19 protein-coding genes and 1 riboswitch are annotated in these 21,078 nt (G+C 55.2%); of the genes, 9 read left to right on the top strand and 10 right to left on the bottom strand.

Going from position 1 to position 21,078, the window contains the following annotated elements; genetic code table 11:
- Window positions 1–21 precede the first annotated feature (21 nt).
- Together GC090_RS03345 and nudF are read right to left on the bottom strand one after the other, a co-directional pair.
- On the bottom strand, window positions 22–447 hold the full coding sequence (locus tag GC090_RS03345; protein ID WP_006118191.1) for a DUF1249 family protein: 426 nt from the start codon (window positions 445–447) through the stop codon (window positions 22–24).
- Complete coding sequence (gene nudF, locus GC090_RS03340; protein ID WP_033739821.1) at window positions 444–1,079, bottom strand: ADP-ribose diphosphatase; 636 nt, start codon at window positions 1,077–1,079, stop codon at window positions 444–446. Before nudF ends, GC090_RS03345 begins: the two co-directional genes overlap by 4 nt.
- A gap of 211 nt (window positions 1,080–1,290) precedes the next feature.
- Between nudF and tolC the strand changes: the two genes are divergently transcribed.
- From tolC to GC090_RS03325, 3 genes are all read left to right on the top strand, one after another.
- Window positions 1,291–2,763 carry an outer membrane channel protein TolC gene (tolC, locus tag GC090_RS03335; RefSeq protein WP_006118193.1) on the top strand — a complete coding sequence of 491 codons (1,473 nt, stop codon included), beginning with the start codon at window positions 1,291–1,293 and terminating at the stop codon, window positions 2,761–2,763.
- 142 nt (window positions 2,764–2,905) lie between these two features.
- Window positions 2,906–3,574 (top strand): DUF1190 family protein, encoded by a 669-nt coding sequence (locus tag GC090_RS03330; protein ID WP_324020856.1) that lies wholly within the window; start codon window positions 2,906–2,908, stop codon window positions 3,572–3,574.
- 8 nt (window positions 3,575–3,582) lie between these two features.
- Window positions 3,583–4,743, top strand: coding sequence for a glutathionylspermidine synthase family protein (locus tag GC090_RS03325; RefSeq protein WP_006118195.1), 1,161 nt, complete (start codon window positions 3,583–3,585; stop codon window positions 4,741–4,743).
- 40 nt (window positions 4,744–4,783) lie between these two features.
- On the opposite strand, the gene ygiD is transcribed toward GC090_RS03325, so the two are convergent.
- Together ygiD and ribB are read right to left on the bottom strand one after the other, a co-directional pair.
- Window positions 4,784–5,566 (bottom strand): 4,5-DOPA-extradiol-dioxygenase, encoded by a 783-nt coding sequence (gene ygiD / locus GC090_RS03320; RefSeq protein WP_054687032.1) that lies wholly within the window; start codon window positions 5,564–5,566, stop codon window positions 4,784–4,786.
- A 182-nt stretch (window positions 5,567–5,748) separates the two neighbouring features.
- Window positions 5,749–6,405 carry a 3,4-dihydroxy-2-butanone-4-phosphate synthase gene (gene ribB / locus GC090_RS03315; protein WP_006118197.1) on the bottom strand — a complete coding sequence of 219 codons (657 nt, stop codon included), beginning with the start codon at window positions 6,403–6,405 and terminating at the stop codon, window positions 5,749–5,751.
- A gap of 110 nt (window positions 6,406–6,515) precedes the next feature.
- Window positions 6,516–6,664, bottom strand: a riboswitch (FMN riboswitch).
- A gap of 171 nt (window positions 6,665–6,835) precedes the next feature.
- On the opposite strand from ribB, the gene ubiK reads away from it, so the two are divergent.
- Window positions 6,836–7,174 carry a ubiquinone biosynthesis accessory factor UbiK gene (gene ubiK, locus GC090_RS03310; protein ID WP_006118198.1) on the top strand — a complete coding sequence of 113 codons (339 nt, stop codon included), beginning with the start codon at window positions 6,836–6,838 and terminating at the stop codon, window positions 7,172–7,174.
- Between the two features lie 38 nt (window positions 7,175–7,212).
- Here the strand turns inward: ubiK and hldE are convergent, their stop codons facing one another.
- The 3 genes from hldE to GC090_RS03295 all read right to left on the bottom strand — a co-directional run bounded on the left by hldE (window position 7,213) and on the right by GC090_RS03295 (window position 12,891).
- A complete protein-coding gene (gene hldE / locus GC090_RS03305) occupies window positions 7,213–8,637 on the bottom strand; it encodes a bifunctional D-glycero-beta-D-manno-heptose-7-phosphate kinase/D-glycero-beta-D-manno-heptose 1-phosphate adenylyltransferase HldE (RefSeq protein ID WP_033739825.1) in 1,425 nt (474 codons plus the stop codon).
- A gap of 61 nt (window positions 8,638–8,698) precedes the next feature.
- Window positions 8,699–11,551: a bifunctional [glutamate--ammonia ligase]-adenylyl-L-tyrosine phosphorylase/[glutamate--ammonia-ligase] adenylyltransferase gene (glnE, locus tag GC090_RS03300; protein WP_058708789.1), complete on the bottom strand. Its 2,853-nt coding sequence runs from the start codon at window positions 11,549–11,551 to the stop codon at window positions 8,699–8,701.
- A gap of 29 nt (window positions 11,552–11,580) precedes the next feature.
- On the bottom strand, window positions 11,581–12,891 hold the full coding sequence (locus GC090_RS03295; protein ID WP_033739827.1) for a CYTH domain-containing protein: 1,311 nt from the start codon (window positions 12,889–12,891) through the stop codon (window positions 11,581–11,583).
- 264 nt (window positions 12,892–13,155) lie between these two features.
- Between GC090_RS03295 and GC090_RS03290 the strand changes: the two genes are divergently transcribed.
- On the top strand, window positions 13,156–13,776 hold the full coding sequence (locus GC090_RS03290; RefSeq protein WP_033739829.1) for a TIGR04211 family SH3 domain-containing protein: 621 nt from the start codon (window positions 13,156–13,158) through the stop codon (window positions 13,774–13,776).
- A 159-nt stretch (window positions 13,777–13,935) separates the two neighbouring features.
- Window positions 13,936–15,153 carry a multifunctional CCA addition/repair protein gene (locus tag GC090_RS03285; protein WP_164482585.1) on the top strand — a complete coding sequence of 406 codons (1,218 nt, stop codon included), beginning with the start codon at window positions 13,936–13,938 and terminating at the stop codon, window positions 15,151–15,153.
- Window positions 15,154–15,181: 28 nt separating this feature from the next.
- On the opposite strand, the gene bacA is transcribed toward GC090_RS03285, so the two are convergent.
- Together bacA and folB are read right to left on the bottom strand one after the other, a co-directional pair.
- On the bottom strand, window positions 15,182–16,000 hold the full coding sequence (gene bacA, locus GC090_RS03280; protein WP_033739833.1) for an undecaprenyl-diphosphate phosphatase: 819 nt from the start codon (window positions 15,998–16,000) through the stop codon (window positions 15,182–15,184).
- A 194-nt stretch (window positions 16,001–16,194) separates the two neighbouring features.
- Window positions 16,195–16,554, bottom strand: a complete 360-nt coding sequence (gene folB / locus GC090_RS03275; RefSeq protein WP_006118205.1) for a bifunctional dihydroneopterin aldolase/7,8-dihydroneopterin epimerase — start codon at window positions 16,552–16,554, stop codon at window positions 16,195–16,197.
- Between the two features lie 108 nt (window positions 16,555–16,662).
- Between folB and plsY the strand changes: the two genes are divergently transcribed.
- Complete coding sequence (gene plsY, locus GC090_RS03270; protein WP_006118206.1) at window positions 16,663–17,262, top strand: glycerol-3-phosphate 1-O-acyltransferase PlsY; 600 nt, start codon at window positions 16,663–16,665, stop codon at window positions 17,260–17,262.
- A 34-nt stretch (window positions 17,263–17,296) separates the two neighbouring features.
- Here plsY and tsaD read toward each other — a convergent pair whose 3' ends face one another.
- Complete coding sequence (gene tsaD, locus GC090_RS03265; RefSeq protein ID WP_006118207.1) at window positions 17,297–18,310, bottom strand: tRNA (adenosine(37)-N6)-threonylcarbamoyltransferase complex transferase subunit TsaD; 1,014 nt, start codon at window positions 18,308–18,310, stop codon at window positions 17,297–17,299.
- Window positions 18,311–18,588: 278 nt separating this feature from the next.
- Between tsaD and rpsU the strand changes: the two genes are divergently transcribed.
- A complete protein-coding gene (gene rpsU, locus GC090_RS03260; RefSeq protein WP_001144069.1) occupies window positions 18,589–18,804 on the top strand; it encodes a 30S ribosomal protein S21 in 216 nt (71 codons plus the stop codon).
- 116 nt (window positions 18,805–18,920) lie between these two features.
- Complete coding sequence (gene dnaG / locus GC090_RS03255) at window positions 18,921–20,666, top strand: DNA primase (protein ID WP_033739835.1); 1,746 nt, start codon at window positions 18,921–18,923, stop codon at window positions 20,664–20,666.
- Window positions 20,667–21,078 lie beyond the last annotated feature (412 nt).

Genomic DNA, 21,078 nt, shown 5'->3' with positions numbered 1-21,078 from the left:
CCATTCAGTGCATTATACGCATCAGCAAACCGGAACTGCCATCGCGCCGTGCGTCAGGCAATAACGTAACCAGTCAGCAAGAAACTGATTGATTTGATGCTTCTCATCACGCTGATTCATTTTTTTATTCGGATAATCATAACGTGCTTTGAACCGATAGATCTGCTGTGTCGAACACACTTCAGCCACCATCGCGTCATGATACAGCCTGACAGACATTGACGGCAGGCTCCAGTAACTTACGGCTGGGGCCGTCTGACGGATATCGACCAGGGTAGTATAACGCGTTGATTCTTCAACGGTTACCTGGTAGCGGGCGCCACTCACCTGATAGATCACCGATGCGCCTGCTGCGTCATCACGTGGTAGCAGACGACGTAACTGGGCGAAATTGGTTTCGCACAGCCTCATCATCTCGGGGAAATCAGGGATATAGCGCTGTTTCATTTTTGCGTCCACTCTTCTCGAAGTTTTTTATGGTGCAGTGCCAGCCATTGCAAGGCGATGACAGATGCCGCGTTATCAATAATCCCCTGTTCCACCCAGTGGTAAGCCTGTTCACGACTGACCACATGGACAAGAATATCCTCATTCTCTTCCTCCAGACCATGGCATCCTTTTGCCTGGCTGGCATCCACTTCTCCGACCATTACCGATAACCGTTCGCTGGTGCCGCCGGGGCTGGCCAGGTAGTTCAGCACCGGTTTGACCCGGCCAACCGTCAGATCCGCTTCTTCGACGGCCTCACGGCGTACCACCTGCTCCGGGGTTTCACCCGGTTCAATAATGCCTGCCACCATTTCCAGCAGCCAGGGCGTGGGACTGCAATCGAAAGCCGGGATGCGGATCTGTTCAATCAGCACCACTTCATCACGGACGGGATCATAAGGTAGCAGCACAGCGGCATGACCGCGCTCAAAAACTTCACGCGTCACTTCCCGGCTCATTTGGCCATTAAACAACCGATGACGAAAGCGATAACGCACAATGGAAAAAAAACCCTCGTACGCGGTTTCTCGTGCAATAATTTCTACATCATTTTTTGTGAAAGTCACAGGTGATGTTTTATTGTCCTTCATCATTAAGTTCCTTATGCAGATTGGGATAACACAGATAAAACACAAGCCCAGATGCCATCCAAAGGGTTATTACTGAGTTATTTACCTGAAACACACAAATATGGCACGTTCAGCCACCTTATCTCACAGTTGCCCTCTGCTAGAATCTGCGATAATTTTTGGCTTACAGGCGGCACAGTCACTGCGATTTGCTGCAACAAAAGGAATGCAAATGAAAAAACTGCTCCCATTTTTTATTGGGCTGAGCCTGGGCGGTTTCAGCTTCGCCAGCCAGGCGGAAAACCTGCTTCAGGTTTACCAGCAAGCGCGTTTAAGCAACCCTGATCTGCGTAGCTCTGCGGCGACGCGTGATGCGGCGTTCGAGAAAATTAACGAAGCGCGCAGTCCTTTATTACCCCAACTGGGTTTGGGTGCAGACTATACCTACGCAAACGGCTACCGTGATAGTAGCGGTATTCACTCCAATACCACCAGTGGCTCGCTGCAATTGACGCAAACCATTTTCGATATGTCAAAATGGCGTGCGCTGACGCTGCAGGAAAAAGCAGCCGGTATTCAGGATGTGACCTACCAGGTCGCCCAGCAGGATCTGATTCTGAACACCGCGACGGCCTACTTCAATGTGCTGAAAGCCATTGATACGCTTTCTTACGTCGAAGCGCAGAAGATGTCGATTTATCGCGAACTGGATCAAACGACCCAGCGCTTCAACGTGGGCCTGGTCGCCATCACCGACGTGCAGAACGCCCGCGCGCAGTACGACAGTGTCCTGGCGAATGAAGTGACCGCGCGTAATGACCTGGACAACGCCGTGGAGTCTCTGCGTCAGATTACCGGTATGGATTACCTGGCGCTGGCGTCGCTGGATATTGATCGCTTCAAAACCACTAAACCTGAAGCGGTTAACTCGCTGCTTAAGCAGGCTGAAAGCCGCAACCTGAACCTGCTTTCTGCCCGTCTGAACCAGGACTTAGCCCGTGAGCAAATCCGTTCAGCGGAGGCGGGCCATTTACCGACGCTGGATCTGACCGCCTCGACGGGCCTGTCCAACAGCAAATACGGCGGAAGCCGTGCTGAGCAAAATGCCAGCTCGACAGATTCCATCACCGGCAACAACAAAGTGGGCCTGAGCTTTACCCTGCCGCTTTACAGCGGTGGCAGCGTGACCTCGCAGGTGAAACAGGCGCAATACAACTTTGTCAGCGCCAGTGAGCAGCTGGAAGCCGCGCACCGTTCAGCCGTGCAGACCGTGCGCTCGTCTTACAACAACGTCAATGCGTCAGCAAGTAGCATTGCCGCGTACAAACAAGCCGTGGTGTCCGCACAAAGTTCATTAGACGCGATGGAAGCCGGTTACCAGGTGGGAACCCGTACCATCGTTGACGTGCTGAATGCGACATCAACGCTTTATAACGCTAAGCAGCAGTTGTCGGATGCGCGTTACAGCTATCTGATTAACCAGTTGAATATCAGCTATGCCCTGGGCACGCTGAACGAGCAGAGTTTGGGTGTGCTTAACAGTCAGTTAGGTAAAGAAATCTCAACCTCGCCGGAAACGGTTCAGCCACAAAATGTACAGCAGGTGCTGGGTGAAGATCACATCTCCACTTCCGAAACGGCACCAGCACCGGCCCCCGTACATAAGGCCGCACATAAGAGCAGCCGTAATCCGTTCAGTCACTAAGCCTGTTGCGGGCTGCTTTGCGGCCCGCCTCTCTGCAAAACGTATAACTACGTAAAGATCCCCGTCCTGCCTGGCCGTTAGCTTCATTTCTCACCACTCATCCCCTATTCTATGCACTACCTTTGGGCACAGGATATTTATAATGAAACGGACTAAAACGATCCGCTATGCCGCCTTTCGTAAGAGCTGGCAAGCAAGACACTTAACGCCTGTTGCTATCGCTGTTTCAGCGGTATTTATGCTGGCAGGTTGTGAGCAAAACGACGAAACCGTCACCCTTTATCAAAACGCGGACGACTGTTCAAAAGCCAATCCGGGACAAAGTGCGCAGTGCACCACCGCGTTTAACAACGCTAAAAAGGAAGCTGAACGCACCGCGCCAAAATATGCGACACGTGAAGACTGTGTCGCCGAATTTGGTGAAAACCAGTGCCAGCAGGCACCGGCACAGGCGGGCACAGGCAGTACGAATGCCGAAGCGCAGCAAAGTGGCAGCTTCTGGATGCCGTTAATGGCAGGCTACATGATGGGGCGCATGATGGGCGGCGGCGCGGGCTTTGCCCAGCAACCGTTGTTCTCACCGAAAACCCCCAACAGCCCGGCAAACGGTCAGTTCGTGGATGCCTCTGGCCGTAACTACGGTAATGCCACCCCAGGTAAAACCATGAACGTGCCCAAAACTGCCCTGGCGCCGAAACCGACCACCACCTCCACCATCACACGTGGTGGTTTTGGCGAAACGGTTGCGAAACAAAACGCGATGCAGCGCAGCAGTGCTTCCTGGACCTCCAGTCGTTCGCTGGGAGGCTAATACCGTTTATGCAACGTATCGCGATTTCTGAGCGTCCGGGCTGGCGGGAAAAAGCCACAGAGTTTGGTTTTCGTTTTCACACCATGCACGGTGAGCCCTACTGGTGCGAAGATGCTTACTATCAGTTTACCCTGGCGCAAATCGACTATCTGGAGGAGGTGACCGCCGAACTTCATCAGATGTGTCTGCAGGTGGTGGAAAAAGTGGTAAACAGTGAAGCCCTGCTTACCCGCTTCCGTATTCCAAAACATACCTGGGACTTCGTGCGTGACTCGTGGAATCAGCGTCAGCCTTCACTTTATTCCCGTCTCGATCTGGCGTGGGATGGCCGAGGCGATGCCAAACTGCTGGAAAACAACGCCGATACACCGACCTCGCTGTATGAAGCGGCGTTTTTCCAGTGGCTGTGGCTGGAAGACCAGCTGAATGCGGGCCAGTTGCCGCCTGGCAGCGACCAGTTTAACAGCCTGCAGGAAAAGCTTATCGATCGCTTCACGGTGCTGCATCAGCAGCACGGCTTTAACTGGCTGCACTTTGCCTGCTGCCGGGATACCGAGGAAGATCGCGGCACGGTGCAATACCTGCAGGACTGCGCCACGGAAGCCGGCTTACCCAGCGAATTTCTCTATATTGATGAGATAGGGCTGGGTGAGAAAGGCCAGTTTACTGACCCGCACGATCAGGTGATCAGTAATCTGTTTAAGCTTTACCCGTGGGAATTTATGCTGCGCGAAATGTTTTCGACCAAGCTGGCGGATGCGGGCGTGCGGTGGCTTGAACCCGCCTGGAAAAGCATTCTGTCAAACAAAGCGTTATTGCCAATGCTGTGGCAGATGTTTCCCAATCATCCCAACCTGCTGCCTGCCTGGTTTGCTGAAGACGACGTGCCGCCTATGGACAAGTATGTGGTCAAACCGCTGTTCTCCCGCGAAGGCGCTAACATTCGTATCGTGGAAAACGGCAAAGAGATCGCCCGGGTGGATGGTCCATACGGCGAAGAAGGCATGATTGTGCAGCAGTTCCATCCGCTGCCAAAATTTGGTGACAGTTATACGCTGATTGGCAGTTGGCTCATCGACGATCAACCGGCCGGTATTGGCCTGCGGGAAGATCGGGAGTTGATCACGCAGGATCTGTCGCGTTTCTATCCGCACGCCTTTATTGAATAGCCTTTTATCTCCAGGCCAGTTCGCTGGCCTGTCTTACGCGTTAACCGACCTGTACCGACAACATACTGATTGCGCCCATCTCCATACCTTCCACCGGAACGGTCACAGGCTCATCTGCGTGACGGGAACCCAGCACATACAGCAATGGCAGGAAGTGTTCCGGCGTCGGGTTGGATAAGGCCGCATCCGGATGCTGCATAAAACTCACCAACGGATGTGCGTCCGCCTCGGCCTGCACCGCCAGATTGTCCCGCACGAAGTTATTGAACCCCGTCGCCCAACTGTAAGCTTCGCCACCGCCCCAGAGAACTTTACGCAGGTTGTGCACCACGTTACCGCTGGCGACGATCATCACGCCGCGATCGCGCAGCGCAGACAGCTTTCTTCCCATCCCGAAATGCCAGGCGGCGGGCTTGCCGCTGTCGATACTGAGCTGGACGACCGGGATATCTGCGTCGGGATACATCTTAATCAGCACGCCCCACGAGCCATGATCCAATCCCCATGCGTGATCCAGATGAACCGGCACCGGGGATAACCGTTCCGCAATCTCTTCCGCCAGTGCGGGTGAGCCCGGCGCGGAATAACGGGTATCAAAAAGCGCCTGAGGAAAGCCGCCAAAATCGTGAATAGTGCGTGGATTGTCCATCGCCGTCACGGCAGTTCCCTGTGTGTACCAGTGAGCCGAAACCGCCAGAATCGCACGTGGCCGTGGCAGGGTTTCACCGGCTTTACGCCAGGCAGCGGTATAGCGGTTTTCTTCTAAGGCATTCATTGGGCTGCCGTGTCCCAAAAACAGCGCCGGCATGCGAACCTGACTCATAGTGATCCTTGATGTGCTCATTCTGTGAACACCACGATACGCTTTTTACCGGCGTGATCACGCGGATAAGCATGATGTTCTCTGTCAGAAATTTTGAATAAAAATGGCAGGGACTGAGGAAGCACACACACAGGACAAGGCGAGACGATCAGGCCAGAGAACTGGCCTGATTAAGACGAAAACTAGCTGGCCTGACGCGTTTCGTGTTCGCGACGGTAGGCGACCAAATCTTCGATGGTGACGACGGGCATGGCGTGTTGTTTCGCGAACGCGATCACTTCCGGCGCATGCGCCATGGAACCGTCGTCGTTGGTCAGTTCACACAGAACGCCTGCGGGCTTGAAGCCTGCCAGCGTCACCAGATCGATAGTGGCTTCGGTGTGGCCACCGCGCGTCAGAACGCCGCCATCATGGGCACGCAGCGGGAAGACGTGACCCGGACGGTTTAAATCTTCAGGTTTTGCGTCATCGGCAATCGCGGCACGGATAGTGGTGATACGATCCTGAGCAGATACGCCGGTGGTTACGCCTTTTGCCGCTTCAATCGTCACGGTGAAACCGGTGCCGTAGGCGCTGGTGTTGTTTTCCACCATCATCGGCAGCGCCAGTTGCTGGCGACGCTCTTCAGTCAGGCACAGACAAACGATACCGCTGCCGTGACGAATGGTTAACGCCATCTGCTCCACGGTCATGGTTTCCGCGGCGAAAATCATGTCACCTTCGTTTTCGCGATTCTCATCGTCGAGAACCATAACACCACGGCCTTCGCGTAAGGCTGCAATAGCACGTTCTACACGCTGTTTCGGCGTGCCAAATTCAGAAAGTAGAGTCTGATTCATGGTAATAAAACCTTATAAATGTGTTGGGTTACCAGAATCAGGGCAAGCTTAGGAGTGACGTCGTAAAGACGTAGCAATGACGCAAAACAGACATAATGCCTGACAGATGTCGTTACCCTCTCCCATCCGGACTTTAACCGTCGGCCCCGGAATTACACCGGATCTGCTGACCTTCACCATTACGGCGAAGCGCTCGCGGGCTTTCAGCCTGGGCTGATTTACCGCCGGTGGGGAATTTCGCCCCGCCCTGAGAATAAGCGTTTTAACTATAACGTTTCCCCGTCAGGGCAGCAATCCACAAAGCCATTATTGCTTTAGCTTTTTTTGCGCTATGGATTTCAGGTTTAACCTTTTCAATTCAGGCATTACACTTAAGTGACTCTAGCGTTGGTAAAATGCTGCCACAGCAACCCGTAACCAGGAAATCATCATGATCGACACGAAAAAAATTGAACAAATTGCCCGTCAGGTTCATGACGCGCTGCCGAAGGGAGTTCGTGAATTTGGCGATGATGTTGAAAAGAAAATACGGCAGACTCTGCAGGCCCAGCTGACCCGCATGGATCTGGTCAACCGTGAAGAGTTTGATGTACAGACTCAGGTTTTACTGCGTACGCGGGAAAAACTGGCGGCGCTGGAACAACGTCTGGCCCAGCTGGAAAGCAAAGGAACCGGGACCGCATCGTCTGCACCAGCGGTGCCCACCACGCCAGGCCCGGCACCGGCGATTGTCCCGGCGGCGAACCCTGCGGATAAATCCGGCGAGTGATGCTGGCTGGCGGGAGCGCAGGCTCCCGCCATCACGACTCAGTTGCCGCGAATGGTTTTAATGATATTGGTGGTTGAAATGCCATCTTCAAAGTTCAGCACCCGCACGTCACCGCCATTCGCCCAGACTTCCTTACTGCCTGCAATGTCTTCCGGCTTGTAATCCCCGCCTTTCACCAGTAAATCCGGTAATATGCTGGCGATCAAACGCTGCGGCGTATCTTCTTCAAACAGCACGACCCAGTCTACGGCTTCCAGTGCACCCAGCACGATCATCCGGTTTTCCTGCGGATTCACCGGACGGCTGTCGCCTTTAAGACGTTTCGTCGACGCATCGCTGTTTACCGCCACAATCAGGCGATCGCCCAGTTTACGGGCGTTTGCGAGGTAGGAAACATGACCGGCATGCAGGATGTCGAAGACGCCATTGGTCATGACCACTTTTTCGCCGCGCTGACGGGCCATAGCGACGGCCTCTTTCAGTTCCGCTTCGGTCATGATGCCAAAACCGCGCTCCGGACGGGCATGAATGGCGTTTTCGAGCTCCACGATGCTGACGGTTGAGGTTCCCAGTTTACCCACCACCACACCGGCTGCCGCGTTGGCCAGGAAACAGGCTTCTTCCAGCGAATCCCCCGCCGCCAGAGCAGCAGCAAGCACACCAATCACCGTATCCCCGGCGCCGGTAACGTCAAACACTTCCTGTGCCTGCGTGGGCAAGTGCAGCGGCGCTTTCCCCGGCTGTAGCAGCGACATGCCATTCTCAGAACGCGTGACCAGCAGCGCGGAAAGGTCGCAATCGGCAATCAGTTTCATGCCGCGTTCAACAATTTCCTGCTCCGTCCTGCATTTACCGACAACAGCTTCAAATTCCGACAGGTTGGGCGTCAGCAGCGTCGCGCCGCGATAGCGGGCAAAATCGGTGCCTTTCGGATCGATCAGGACGGGCACACTGGCTTCACGCGCCAGAGTGATCATCTGCTGAACGCTGTCGAGCGCCCCTTTGCCGTAATCCGACAACACCACCGCGCCACTGCTGGCCAGCGACTGGCGCATTTTTTCGTGCATCGGTGCGGCATCAACCTGCTCAAAACCTTCTTCAAAATCCAGGCGGATAAGCTGCTGGTTGCGGGACAGCACACGCAGTTTGGTGATCGTCGGATGGCTTTTTAACGTGACAAAATCGCAGTCAACACGAACGTCCTTCAGCGTTTTACTCAGGACCTGAGCCGCATCGTCCTCACCGGTCAGCCCGATCAACCGTGAACCGGCACCCAGCGCAGCAATATTCATCGCCACGTTAGCGGCGCCGCCAGGGCGTTCTTCAACGGTCTCCACTTTCACCACCGGCACCGGGGCTTCAGGGGAAATACGGCTGGTAGGGCCATACCAGTAACGATCCAACATGACATCGCCAACGACCAGTACCGAAGCCTGGCCGAACGCGGGCAGAGTAACTTTCATTCCAGACACTCCAGACTGCATTCAAAATAGTGCGCGGATGATAGCACAGTTGCTATCAGCATCACGCCGTGAGAGATTCTGCTGACTGCAACCACCGCTGCCAGCTGGCGTTGACCGACGCTCTTTCCTGCGCAAAGGCATCCGGTTCGACGTGTCCCGGCAGCGCCTGCAGCGCCAGATGGTGCAAGGCATCGCGCAGCGTGACATAGGCATGGGTTAATGCCGCCGCTTCGTCGTCTGCCATTTTTTGATGGTTTGCCATCAGTTCAAAGATCCGCACATTGTCCGACCAGCGCGTTAAGGCAGGCTCTGCTGCGGCATAGCGCAGTACCAGATATTGGGCAATAAACTCGATATCGGTAATGCCGCCTTCGTCGGTTTTGATCTCCCAGCGCCCTTTATGCTTATTGCTCAGATGCGCGCGCATTTTATCACGCATCTCCCTGACCTCGGTTTGCAACGCCACCGGTTCACGGGGCAGGCAGAGAATCGCCCGACGAATGGCGTTGAAACGTTCGCTCAGGGCGGGCTCACCGAAGACAACCCGGGCACGCACCAGCGCCTGATGTTCCCATGTCCAGGCTTCGTTACGTTGATAGTCATCAAAAGCGTCAAACGTGCTGACCAGCATGCCCGCCGCACCGGAAGGACGCAGGCGCGCATCCACTTCGTACAAAATCCCGGACGAGGTGCGGGTGCTAAACAGGTGCATGATGCGCTGCGCCAGCCGCAGATAAAACTGTCGGCCGTCAATGCTGCGTTCGCCCTGGGTCACCGCGTCCAGCGGGCAGTCGTGCAGAAAAACCAGATCAAGATCGGAGCTGTAACCCAGCTCCCATCCACCCAGCTTGCCATAGCCCAGCACGGTAAAGCCCCGCTCGTGCTCCTGCACCAGATGCGAAGGCCGACCGTAACGCTGCACCATCATATTCCAGGCCTGTTGCACCACCGATTCAATGATGGCTTCGGCCAGCCAGGTTAAGTGATCGCTCACTTTCATCACTGGCAATGTCCCTGCAATGTCGGCTGCCGCGATGCGTAACATCTGCGCCTGTTTAAACTGGCGTAACGCTTCAAGCTGTTGCTCTTCATCGTCGGCGGGAATGCGCATCAGGTACTGGCGCAGTTCATCACGATAGGCATCCGTCGCGGTGGGCTGATACAGCGTGGCGGGATCGAGAAGCTCATCCAGCAGCAGCGGATAATGCGCCAGCTGGCTTGCCACCATCGGCGAGGCTGCACACAGACGGATCAGGTGCCGCAGGGCTCCGTGATATTCCGTCAGCAGCTCCAGATAGGTACTGCGCGTCAGCACGCTGAGCAGCAGCGGTGCCAGCCGGCTAAAGGTGACGGCCGCATCGCTGCGCAGACAGACTTCGCTCAGCAGGCGCGGCATCAGCTGATCCAGTGCCTGACGGCCGCGCGGACCAATGGAACGGCGGCTGATATCCTGACGAAACGCTTCCAGTGACTGATTGAGCGCCTGACAGTGTTCCGCGTCCAGTTGAGGAACCAGCGGGGCCAGCTCGCTGTCTTCCAGACTGTCCTGCCAGAGCATATTAAAATCGGCCAGCTCCGGTTGATCGCCAACATCCGGCGAATCTTCACCAATCAGCTCGTCAAAGATTGCCCGCACGGCGGCCATGTGCGTATCCAGTTTTGCGCTAAGTTCTGACCAGTCCTGACACTGCATCGCCCAGGCCAGTCGGGCGCGGTGCAGGGCATCTTCCGGCAGCGTTTGCGTTTGTTCATCGGCCAGGCTTTGCAGCAGGTTTTCCAGCCGCCGCAAAAACAGGTAGGCCTCGCGCAGTGCAGCAACCTGCTCCGGTGGCAGTAAGCCCAGGGATTCAATGGCGGAAAGCGTGGGCAGCAAGGCTCTGAGCTGAAGCGAGCGCTCACGTCCACCACGAATCAGTTGAAAGACCTGGACGATAAACTCCGTTTCGCGGATGCCGCCCGCCCCCAGCTTAATGTTATTTTTCAGGCCACGGCGGCGCACTTCACGTGAGATCATCGCCTTCATGTTACGTAACGACTGAATCACGCTGAAATCAATGTAGCGGCGATAGACAAACGGCCGCAGCATCTGCTGCAACTCCTGGCTCCAGCGATCCTGATCATCGCCCATCAGCCGGGCTTTCACCATGGCATAGCGTTCCCAGTCGCGCCCCTGCTCCTGGTAATAATCTTCCAGCGCGGCAAAGCTCATCACCAGCGGCCCACTGTCGCCAAAGGGCCGTAAACGCATATCCACCCGGTAAACAAACCCGTCCGCGGTGGGCTGATCGAGCACCTTGATCAGGCGCTGCCCCATACGGGTAAAAAATTGCGCATTGTCGAGTTCACGCCGACCGCCACGGGTACTGCCGTTCTCGGGCCAGACAAAAATTAAATCGATATCAGAGGAGAAATTCAGCTCGCCGCCGCCCAGTTTTCCCATGCCCAGGATCAGCAGCGGCTGAGGCTCACCCGCGGCATTACACGGCGTGCCAAACTCACGACAGCAGTCCTGATAAACCCAGTCACGCGCCGCACTGATCAGGACCTCCGCCAGTACACTCAGCTGTTGCAACGTCTGTTCTGTGCTGGCGTGATGCAGGCACTGCATCCAGGCAATGCGCACCAGCATCCGACGCCGAAACAGGCGCAGCACGCGCATCAGACTGGCTTCGCTGTCTGCCGCCGCCATGTCACCACTCAGCCACTGCGCATAGTGCCGCCACTCTTCAGGCTGAGGCGAGCGGTCAGCGATCGCCTGCCACCAGTCCGGGTTCTGCTGCAGGTTGTCGAGCACGAAATCGCTGAAGGCCAGACCGGCAAGTTGCTCTTCCGTAAGAGCAGAACCGGTAAGACCTGACTGTTCGACCGCCCGCTCGGCCTGAGTACGCAATACGGTAGGTAAGGCTGGCAACATGTTCTCTCCCTGATAGCGTGCTGTTAGATTCAGCGCGGCGAGCCGCTGGTTAACCAGAACGGCGGTTGTTTCATTGCCTGCGCGGTTAAGCCGTCTAAGCTGACGTGCTGCTTTTCGTGTATGGCGCGCTGTAGCTGCTGCCACGGGGCCAGCCAGTGCTCTACCGCGTCCGGCGAGTAAGCGCCCGCCAGCAAATGAACGGCCAGTAATTGTCGATCGAGACGCGTGGCTTTGTCCTGATATTCATTCGCCTGATGAATAGTGGCAAAGGTTTCTTTCAGATCGGCATTAATGCGGCCCAGCATGATATCGCCGAAACGCTTGAAGGAACCTTGCAGCTTGGCTTGCCCCTTCTGATCAATCCACGGCGTCCATTGTGCCTCAGCCAGCCAGTGAGTAAGTGCTAACTGAGTTTCTACGGAGCGAGTAGAGAAGCAGAAGCTGTCTGCATCCACGTCTTCATTCAGCAGCGTTTCTTCCAGCGTCGTCAGCTTCTGACGCAGATCGCTACTGGCCTTACGCGGCACTAACGCACCAAAGAGCGCAAAGGCCTGGCGCAGCACGTCCAGCGCTTCACGTACTGATTCCCGCGCGCGCTTATTGCCCCGTAACCACACTTCTTCATGATATTGCCAGTGCTCCAGGCCAGCGGCCATTGCCGCCACCATGCCAGCTTCCACCGTCGCCTTCGGTCCGGCTTTCAAAAGCGGAAAAGCACGTAATTCACGTGGAAGGTTACCTTTAGCCAGCTGATAGCCGCGTGCCGCTTTGCTCAGGCTGCCCATACGCAGGTCGCCCACGGCAATCAGTTGCTGCGCAAACGCCAGCATATCGCTGCGCTCACCGCTTTTTAACTCCAGTTCGACTTCTGACAGCGCTTCCTGATGCTCACCGGCCGCGACCTCGCCTTTATCGAACGCGATTTCCACTTCGCTCTTACCTGCCGTCACCAGCCAGATTTCACGGTCAAAATGCGTGCTGAACAGCGGGTTCAGGCGCTGCTGCAAGGCCGCGATATCCGTTCCCTCTGGCCAGATGTCGGCGGGCAGACGGCTGATATCCAGCGTAGGTTCCGTCAGGTCAACGTTGTATTCGCCGCGCTGATGTAAACCGCCCAGCGTACTGCCGGCCGTTTTCAGCGTCATTTCGTAACGCTGGTCCACGCCGCGAATACGTAAGCCCATGTTCCACCGACGTAACTGGTTATCGTCGGTTTCAAAATAGATATTGGTCAGCTGGCGCGCTGCCTGATGCTGATGCGGAAAAGCCGCTAGCTTCTCTGCCAGTTTCCCGGCAGCGTTGGGTTTTGCAATGAACTTAAGCTCAATCTCGATGGTCATATTTTTTTATTCACTACGTCGCTGGCACTTGAGGATATATTCCCTGCCCGTTTAAGGTTATCTTCTGCTGCATCCACTGAGCCGAAGATGCGGGTTTTCAGGCGAAGAGTAATGCACAGAAGCCTTGCTGTCTCTGGTTTCTTTCTGCTTTCGCTCGCCTTTTCGCACTGTTATGAGACCAGGATAGTTCTCATTCAGATTTATGCGAAGCCTCTACAGACTGTGCCGGTAAATTATCTTTATTTTTAAACAAAACGAAATCGAATGAAAAAAATCACACTTGCTGGAATCACTTTGCTGGCCCTCAGCGCCCTTACACCTGCTCATGCCGATCAAAAACGCTATGTTTCTGACGAATTATCCACCTGGGTTCGCAGCGGCCCCGGCGACCAGTTTCGCCTGCTCGGTAAGCTGAACGCGGGTGAACAGGTCGAACTGCTACAAACCAATGACGCCACCAAATATGGCCAGGTGCGCGATGCGGAAGGCCGCACCGTCTGGATTCCCCTGTCGCAGTTGAGTGAAAATCCCAGCCTGCGCACCCGGGTGCCTCAGTTAGAACAACAGGTTAAAGACCTGACGGCTAAGTTAGCGAACATTGACAACAGCTGGAACCAGCGCACGGCCGAGATGCAGAATAAAGTGGCCAGCAGCGACAGCGTTATCAATGGGCTGAAAGAGCAAAATCAGAAGCTGAAGAACGAACTGATCGTGGCCCAGAAGAAGGTCAATGCCGCTAACGTTCAACTGGATGACAAACAGCGCACGATCATCATGCAGTGGTTTATGTACGGTGGCGGCGTGCTCGGCGTGGGCCTGCTGCTGGGTCTGTTGCTGCCGCATATGATGCCGCGTCGCAAGAAAAACGATCGCTGGATGAACTAACCTTTTCCACCGCTCGCTGCAAAAGGGGATCGCAAGATGCCCCTTTTGGCCTGTCTGCAATATGTCGAATTTGTGTAACAATAAGGGTTGTGCCCGTCTGAATTCAGGTGCAGGACGCCCGCAGACGCGCAGGTCGCTTATTTATCTCTGGAGTGGTGCGTGAAGACGTTTCTTGTTGGCGGTGCGGTACGTGATGCGTTGTTGAAATTGCCGGTTAAAGACAAAGACTGGGTGGTCGTGGGCGCAACGCCAGAAAGCATGCTGGACCAGGGCTATCAGCAGGTGGGCCGCGATTTTCCGGTGTTTCTGCATCCTGACAGCCGCGAAGAATATGCACTGGCGCGCACCGAACGCAAAAACGGCAAAGGCTATACCGGTTTTACCACCTGGTCGGCCCCGGACGTCACCCTGGAGCAGGATTTACAACGCCGCGATCTGACGATCAACGCTATCGCCCGCGATGAAAACGGCACGCTCTATGATCCCTACCAGGGGCAACAGGATATTGCTGACCGACTGCTGCGCCACGTTTCAGAAGCCTTTAGTGAAGATCCGCTGCGCGTGCTGCGCGTGGCGCGGTTTGCTGCGCGCTTTGCCCACCTTAACTTTCGCATTGCCGATGAAACCCAGGCGCTGATGCGGCAAATGGTCGAGAGCGGCGAGCTGGCCGATCTTACCGCTGAGCGCGTGTGGAAAGAGACCGAAAAAGCGCTGTCCTCGCATAATCCTCAGGTCTATTTTCAGGTGCTGCGTGACTGCGGTGCCCTGAAGGTGCTGTTCCCGGAAATCGATAACCTTTATGGCATCCCCGCCCCCGCCAGATGGCATCCTGAAATTGACACGGGCGTGCATACGCTGATGGCATTGACGCTGTCCGCCGCCTTAAGTGAGGCCATTGATGTACGTTTTGCCACGCTGTTTCACGATGTAGGCAAAGCGTTAACGCCCGTTGAAAAGTGGCCCAGCCATCGCGGTCATGGCCCCGCCGGCGTGCCGCTGGTTGCCGCACTCTGTGAGCGTTTGCGCGTGCCGAATGCCATTCGCGATTTAGCCCTGCTGGTAACCGAATTCCACGACACGATGCACACCATTGAGCAGTTGCCTTCTGAGGCGATTGTGGCGTTATTTGACCGTCTCGACGCCTGGCGTAAACCTGAACGCGTGCATCAACTGGCGCTGTGTAGCGAAGCCGATGCCCGTGGGCGCGGTGGGCTCGCCAGCATGCCGTATCCACAGGGCGACTATCTGCGGCGCGCATTTGCGCGGGCGCAGGCCGTGTCATCGAAAGCGGTGGTTGAGGCGGGCTTTAAAGGGAGTGCGGTGCGGGAAGAGCTGACGCGGCGCCGCATCGACGCCGTTGCCGAAGGCAGAGGTTAACGCGGCCAGTGACCTGGCCGCGTTGGGTTTACGTGAACAGCATGTAAACCGCAGCCGCTACGATAAAGCGGTAGACCGCAAACGATACGAAAGAGATGCGTTTGATCAGCTCCAGGAACACTTTGATCGCAATCATCGCGACGATAAAGGCAGTGATAAAACCCACCGCAAACATCGGGAAGTCGGCCATGCTCAGGAAGCCCAGGCTCTTATACAGATCCAGCCCGGTCGCCCCCATCATCATCGGTACGGCGAGGATAAAGGAGAACTCGGACGCCGCATAGCGACTCACGCCCATCAGCATCCCGCCTGAAATCGTGGCACCTGAACGCGAGAAGCCCGGCCACAGCGCCAGACACTGGAAGCAGCCGATCATAAACGCCTGACGATAGGTAATGTCATCCACGCCAACGGATTTTGGCTGTTTTGGCTTCAGGAATTCCGCCGCTAACAGCAGCAAACCGCCGACCACCAGCGCATACATAACATTTATCGGATTAAACAGCGTTTTAATTTGATCGTGTAAGACCAGCCCTATCACGACAGCAGGAATCATGCCCAGCAGGATATGAATCAGCGTTAAGCGACCGGTTCCTGTCCCTTCGTGTTTGACTTCGCCAAAGTGGATGCCGATCAGGCCAAACAAACGCCGCCAAAACATCACGACTACCGCCAGAATGGAGCCTAGCTGAATCACGACTTCAAAGGTTTCGGCTTTGTCACCCTCAAAGCCAAGCAAATGCCCCACTATAATCATGTGCCCGGTGGAAGAGACCGGTAAAAACTCGGTCAGCCCTTCTACCACGCCCAGGATTGCAGCTACCCACAGCTGATGAATATCTGCCATCAATGTATTCCCTCTGTCCGTTTTAAAACCATGAAAAAGGCGCTAGCAGCCGCGCTATCGCCTTAAATCTTATCTGCTTCAGTCTGAGTAAAACCTTAAGGTTAACTACCGTTGAGTTTTTACTAACGAAACGGTATCTGCTGAGACAGACCATAATTTGGTTTGGTTTCATTGTGATGGCAATCACATCATCACTATTTAGGAATAGTCCCGCGCTCAATTCGCACGCCAACCTGCGCGGCCTGCGCTACAGCGCCCGGTTTTGCTACCTTTATACGCACACCGGGCGAATTGAAACGGTTCATCAACAGATCCGCAATTTCTTCGGCAACGCGTTCGACCAGTGCAAAACGTCCGCCCGTCAGATGTGTCAGGATCGCCTCAGAGACGTCGGCGTAGCTCAGACAATCCTTAACATCGTCACTGGCGGCCGCCTGGCGGTTATCCCAGGCCATTTCGATATCGATCACCAGCTTCTGCTGAATCCCCTGCTCCCAGTCGTAAACGCCAATTGTAGTGAAGACGGTGAGTTGTTCTATAAAGACGATATCCATGACGGTGCTCTCTGTTTTTGGCCAGGCCGGATACCACTTCCGGCAGATTGTGCGTATTATCCATAGTTGACGTGATCAAAACGACCCCAAAGGAAACGGGACGGTGTTATGAGTGCTTTCGCGCTTGGTATGATTATTTTCGCGTATCTGTGTGGGTCCATCTCCAGTGCGATTCTGGTATGCAAACTCGCCGGGCTACCCGATCCCCGCACCCACGGTTCAGGCAACCCGGGTGCCACCAATGTGCTGCGCCTTGGCGGCAAAGCGGCGGCAGCAACGGTGCTGGTATTCGATATTCTGAAAGGTATGGTGCCTGTCTGGCTGGCGTACCTGCTTCATGTGCCCCCGCTCTACCTGGGCTTAACCGCCATTGCCGCCTGTCTGGGCCATATTTATCCGGTGTTTTTCCGCTTCAGAGGCGGGAAAGGCGTGGCGACCGCGTTTGGTGCTATCGCGCCTATCGGCTGGGATCTGACCGGGCTGATGACCGGCACCTGGCTCTTGACCGTGCTGCTCAGCGGCTACTCATCGCTTGGGGCGATTGTCAGCGCCCTGATTGCGCCGTTCTATGTCTGGTGGTTTAAACCGCAGTTTACGTTCCCGGTTTCCATGCTCTCCTGCCTGATTTTGCTGCGGCATCATGACAACATCCAACGTCTGTGGCGTCGTCAGGAAAGTAAAATCTGGAAGCGCAAAAAGAAACAGTAAGCGTAAAAAAAGCCGGTTGACCGGCTTTTTTCTGTCAGATGGCAGGCAGTTCGGCCAGCGGCCAGCGCGGCCTGACGCTTACGCCCAGCTCTCCCCGCGTACCGCCTTTCAGACGCACCATGCCCGCGTAGGCAATCATGGCACCGTTATCGGTGCAAAATTCAGGACGGGCATAAAACACCTCACCACCGCGCTTCTGCATCATGACCGCCATTTGCTCGCGCAGCGTACGGTTGGCACTCACGCCGCCCGCAATCACCAGCCGCTTAAAGCCGGTTTCATCCAGGGCGCGTTTGCATTTGATGGCCAGCGTATCCACCACCGCATCTTCAAACGCACGGGCGATGTCGGCACGGGTTTGCGCGTCATCGTCATGGCCACGAATGGTATTCGCCGCAAAGGTCTTCAGGCCCGAGAAACTGAAATCCAGCCCCGGACGATCGGTCATCGGACGCGGGAACGTGAAGCGTCCAGCCGTGCCCTGTTGCGCCATTTTCGACAGCATGGGACCGCCGGGATAATCCAGCCCCAGCAATTTGGCGGTTTTATCGAAGGCTTCGCCTGCGGCATCGTCAATTGACTCGCCAAGCAGTACATATTCACCAATGCCGGTAACGCTGATCAGCTGCGTGTGGCCGCCAGAAACCAGCAAGGCCACAAACGGGAAGGCGGGTGGATTGTCTTCCAGCATCGGCGCCAGCAGATGGCCTTCCATATGATGCACGGGCACCGCAGGCACCTTCCACGCAAAGGCCAGCGCGCGCCCAATCGTCGCGCCCACCAGCAGCGCGCCGACCAGGCCCGGCCCCGCCGTATAGGCCACCGCATCAATCTGCTGCGGCGCTAAATCCGCCTGTTTCAGCGCCGCCTGAATCAGGGGCACCGTTTTACGTACGTGATCGCGCGAAGCCAGTTCCGGTACCACGCCGCCGTAATCGGCATGCAGTTTTACCTGGCTGTAGAGCTGGTTCGCGACTAAGCCAGCCTCGTCATCATAGATTGCGATGCCGGTTTCATCGCACGATGTTTCAATACCCAGAATTCGCATTGCTTCACCTCATTCTTGCGGCGCGCAGTTTAGCATAGCCACTGTGCAAAAAGAGGACTCAATCCACGCAAAAAGTCATTTTCTGCTGCCTAAAGAGTGCGCTATACTCCCGCCCCTGGAAAAAACCGGCAGCCGCACAGGCACACGCTCCTGTTGGTTCTTAATTATCCATGGTGCTTTACAAGCCGACGCGAGTTGGAGTAAAATGCTGCACCATTTTGAAATGTGCTGGCGCCGCAGTCAGCAGAAAAACCGAATTTTATTGAGGTGAGAGTTACATGCCGGTAATTAAAGTACGTGAAAACGAGCCGTTCGACGTAGCACTGCGTCGCTTTAAGCGTTCTTGCGAGAAAGCAGGCGTTCTGGCTGAAGTTCGTCGTCGTGAGTTTTATGAAAAACCAACGACCGAGCGTAAGCGCGCTAAAGCATCTGCAGTTAAGCGTCATGCCAAAAAACTGGCTCGCGAAAACGCACGCCGCACTCGTCTGTACTAATATCCCGGAGGTTCGCCTCCACAGCGTGATAAACGCAGACCGAGTCAAGTAAAAGGCCGTGCTTTCCGAAAGGAAGCGCGGCTTGTTGTCGTTTATGAGCTGAAAAAACGGGGCTTATGGCAGGACGAATTCCACGCGTATTTATCAATGACTTACTTGCCCGCACGGACATCGTGGAGTTGATCGATGCTCGCGTAAAGCTAAAAAAGCAGGGAAAGAATTATCATGCGTGCTGTCCTTTTCATAATGAGAAAACCCCCTCTTTTACCGTAAATGGCGAAAAACAGTTTTATCACTGTTTTGGTTGTGGTGCGCACGGTAATGCCATCGACTTTCTGATGAACTACGATCGTCTGGAGTTTGTTGAAAGTATCGAAGAGTTAGCCACTTCTCACGGGTTAGATGTCCCTTACGAAGCGGGTAACGGGCCCAGCCCGATGGAACGCCATCAGCGCCAGAGCCTGTACCAACTGATGGACAACCTTAACGGTTTTTATCAGCAGAGTTTGCAGCAATCCAGTGCCCAGTCAGCGCGCGATTATCTTCAACATCGCGGCCTGAGCGCCGATATCATTAATCATTTCGCGATAGGTTATGCCCCCGCCGGTTGGGACAATGTTCTCAAACGCTTTGGTAAGCAGCCGGAAGATCGCGAGTCATTAATGGAAGCGGGCATGCTGGTCAGTAATGACAAAGGCCGGGTTTACGATCGCTTTCGCGAGCGCGTGATGTTTCCCATCCGCGATAAGCGAGGCCGCGTTATCGGTTTTGGCGGCCGCGTGCTGGGTAATGATACACCGAAGTATCTGAACTCGCCGGAAACGCCTGTTTTTCATAAAGGTCGTCAGCTGTATGGCCTGTATGAAGCCTTAAAAAATCATCCTGAACCGAAACGCCTGTTAGTGGTGGAAGGCTATATGGATGTCGTTGCCCTGGCGCAATACGGCGTGGACTACGCGGTTGCCTCACTGGGTACATCGACCACGGCTGAACATATTCAGTTGCTGTTTCGCAGTACGGATAACGTAATTTGCTGTTACGACGGCGATCGCGCCGGACGTGAAGCCGCCTGGCGAGCGCTTGAAACCGCATTGCCTTACATGAATGACGGTCGTCAACTACGCTTTATGTTTTTACCTGACGGCGAAGACCCGGACACGTTGGTTCGCAAAGAAGGTAAAGCCGCATTCGAAGCGAGGATGGAGCAGGCTATGCCGCTCTCTTCGTTTTTGTTCGACAGCCTGTTGCCGCAGGTCGATTTAAGCTCTCGTGACGGCAAAGCGCGTTTAAGTACACTGGCATTGCCACTGATCACGCAGATTCCCGGTGAAACGTTACGCATTTATCTGCGTCAGGAACTGGGAAACAAACTCGGTATTCTGGATGATGCGCAGCTTGAAAAGCTGATGCCTAAACAGGCACAGGGCGCAAGCGCACCGGTTGCTCCGCCGCTGAAACGCACCACAATGCGCGTACTGGTGGCGTTGCTGATTCAGAATCCACAACTGGCAAGTCTGGTCCCTGCACTGGATGGGCTGGCCGAGTCAAAAATAGCCGGTTTACCGCTATTTATTGAATTAGTGAAGCGCTGTAACGAGAATCCTGGATTGACCACCGGTCAGCTACTAGAGTTATATCGCGGAACAAATTTTAGCCAAACGCTTGAAACACTGGCCGTGTGGAACCACATGATAGTGGATGAAGAGAGCGAAGCGGTGTTCCAGGATTCCCTGGCCAGTATTTATGACGCGGCTCTGGAAGAACGACTGGAGTTCCTGATTGCGCGAGAACGCACCCATGGACTCAGCACCGACGAACGTCGCGAGCTCTGGACACTGAGCCAGGCCTTCGCGAAAAAGTAACAGGTTACCCTACCTGCTGCTGTCCGTAACCGGAGCGGCAGGTTTAGTTATTCAGGGCGAAGCAGGTTTTGTCGCGGTAAGCGAACCGTTACCTCCGCTATGTGAGGATGGCGAGTACCGCCAGTGGCAAAAATGTTGTGAAAGCCAGCTTCCGTCCTCGGGCTATTGGCGTTGAAGCAGGTTTTGCCGCTGAAAGCGCGCAGTCACCGGAGCGTACTGATGTACGTGAGGATGACGAGCACTGTCAGAGGCAAAAATGGCGAGTAAGCCAGGCCCGACATAAAATTTGCGGCTTAAGTGCCGATTACTAATGGGCAAAGCCCAGGCCGCGACGAAGGCAGCGGCGAGAACGAAATGCCTTCAATGTTATTGTTGGCTCGCTGCCGACCGACACCAATCTAATTAACAGAAG

The sequence above is a fragment of the Pantoea sp. JZ29 genome, from assembly GCF_035190385.1.
Taxonomy (GTDB): Bacteria; Pseudomonadota; Gammaproteobacteria; order Enterobacterales; family Enterobacteriaceae; genus Pantoea; species Pantoea stewartii.
Note: the sequence above shows the minus strand (reverse complement) of the source record. Positions and strands in the feature narration are given on the sequence as shown.

What these genes read in the sequence shown, in the direction of transcription:
- GC090_RS03345 (WP_006118191.1), bottom strand. Translation starts at nt 447, where the DNA reads ATGAAACAGCGCTATATCCCTGATTTCCCCGAGATGATGAGGCTGTGC.
- nudF (WP_033739821.1), bottom strand. Translation starts at nt 1,079, where the DNA reads ATGAAGGACAATAAAACATCACCTGTGACTTTCACAAAAAATGATGTA.
- tolC (WP_006118193.1), top strand. Translation starts at nt 1,291, where the DNA reads ATGAAAAAACTGCTCCCATTTTTTATTGGGCTGAGCCTGGGCGGTTTC.
- GC090_RS03330 (WP_324020856.1), top strand. Translation starts at nt 2,906, where the DNA reads ATGAAACGGACTAAAACGATCCGCTATGCCGCCTTTCGTAAGAGCTGG.
- GC090_RS03325 (WP_006118195.1), top strand. Translation starts at nt 3,583, where the DNA reads ATGCAACGTATCGCGATTTCTGAGCGTCCGGGCTGGCGGGAAAAAGCC.
- ygiD (WP_054687032.1), bottom strand. Translation starts at nt 5,566, where the DNA reads ATGAGTCAGGTTCGCATGCCGGCGCTGTTTTTGGGACACGGCAGCCCA.
- ribB (WP_006118197.1), bottom strand. Translation starts at nt 6,405, where the DNA reads ATGAATCAGACTCTACTTTCTGAATTTGGCACGCCGAAACAGCGTGTA.
- ubiK (WP_006118198.1), top strand. Translation starts at nt 6,836, where the DNA reads ATGATCGACACGAAAAAAATTGAACAAATTGCCCGTCAGGTTCATGAC.
- hldE (WP_033739825.1), bottom strand. Translation starts at nt 8,637, where the DNA reads ATGAAAGTTACTCTGCCCGCGTTCGGCCAGGCTTCGGTACTGGTCGTT.
- glnE (WP_058708789.1), bottom strand. Translation starts at nt 11,551, where the DNA reads ATGTTGCCAGCCTTACCTACCGTATTGCGTACTCAGGCCGAGCGGGCG.
- GC090_RS03295 (WP_033739827.1), bottom strand. Translation starts at nt 12,891, where the DNA reads ATGACCATCGAGATTGAGCTTAAGTTCATTGCAAAACCCAACGCTGCC.
- GC090_RS03290 (WP_033739829.1), top strand. Translation starts at nt 13,156, where the DNA reads ATGAAAAAAATCACACTTGCTGGAATCACTTTGCTGGCCCTCAGCGCC.
- bacA (WP_033739833.1), bottom strand. Translation starts at nt 16,000, where the DNA reads ATGGCAGATATTCATCAGCTGTGGGTAGCTGCAATCCTGGGCGTGGTA.
- folB (WP_006118205.1), bottom strand. Translation starts at nt 16,554, where the DNA reads ATGGATATCGTCTTTATAGAACAACTCACCGTCTTCACTACAATTGGC.
- plsY (WP_006118206.1), top strand. Translation starts at nt 16,663, where the DNA reads ATGAGTGCTTTCGCGCTTGGTATGATTATTTTCGCGTATCTGTGTGGG.
- tsaD (WP_006118207.1), bottom strand. Translation starts at nt 18,310, where the DNA reads ATGCGAATTCTGGGTATTGAAACATCGTGCGATGAAACCGGCATCGCA.
- rpsU (WP_001144069.1), top strand. Translation starts at nt 18,589, where the DNA reads ATGCCGGTAATTAAAGTACGTGAAAACGAGCCGTTCGACGTAGCACTG.
- dnaG (WP_033739835.1), top strand. Translation starts at nt 18,921, where the DNA reads ATGGCAGGACGAATTCCACGCGTATTTATCAATGACTTACTTGCCCGC.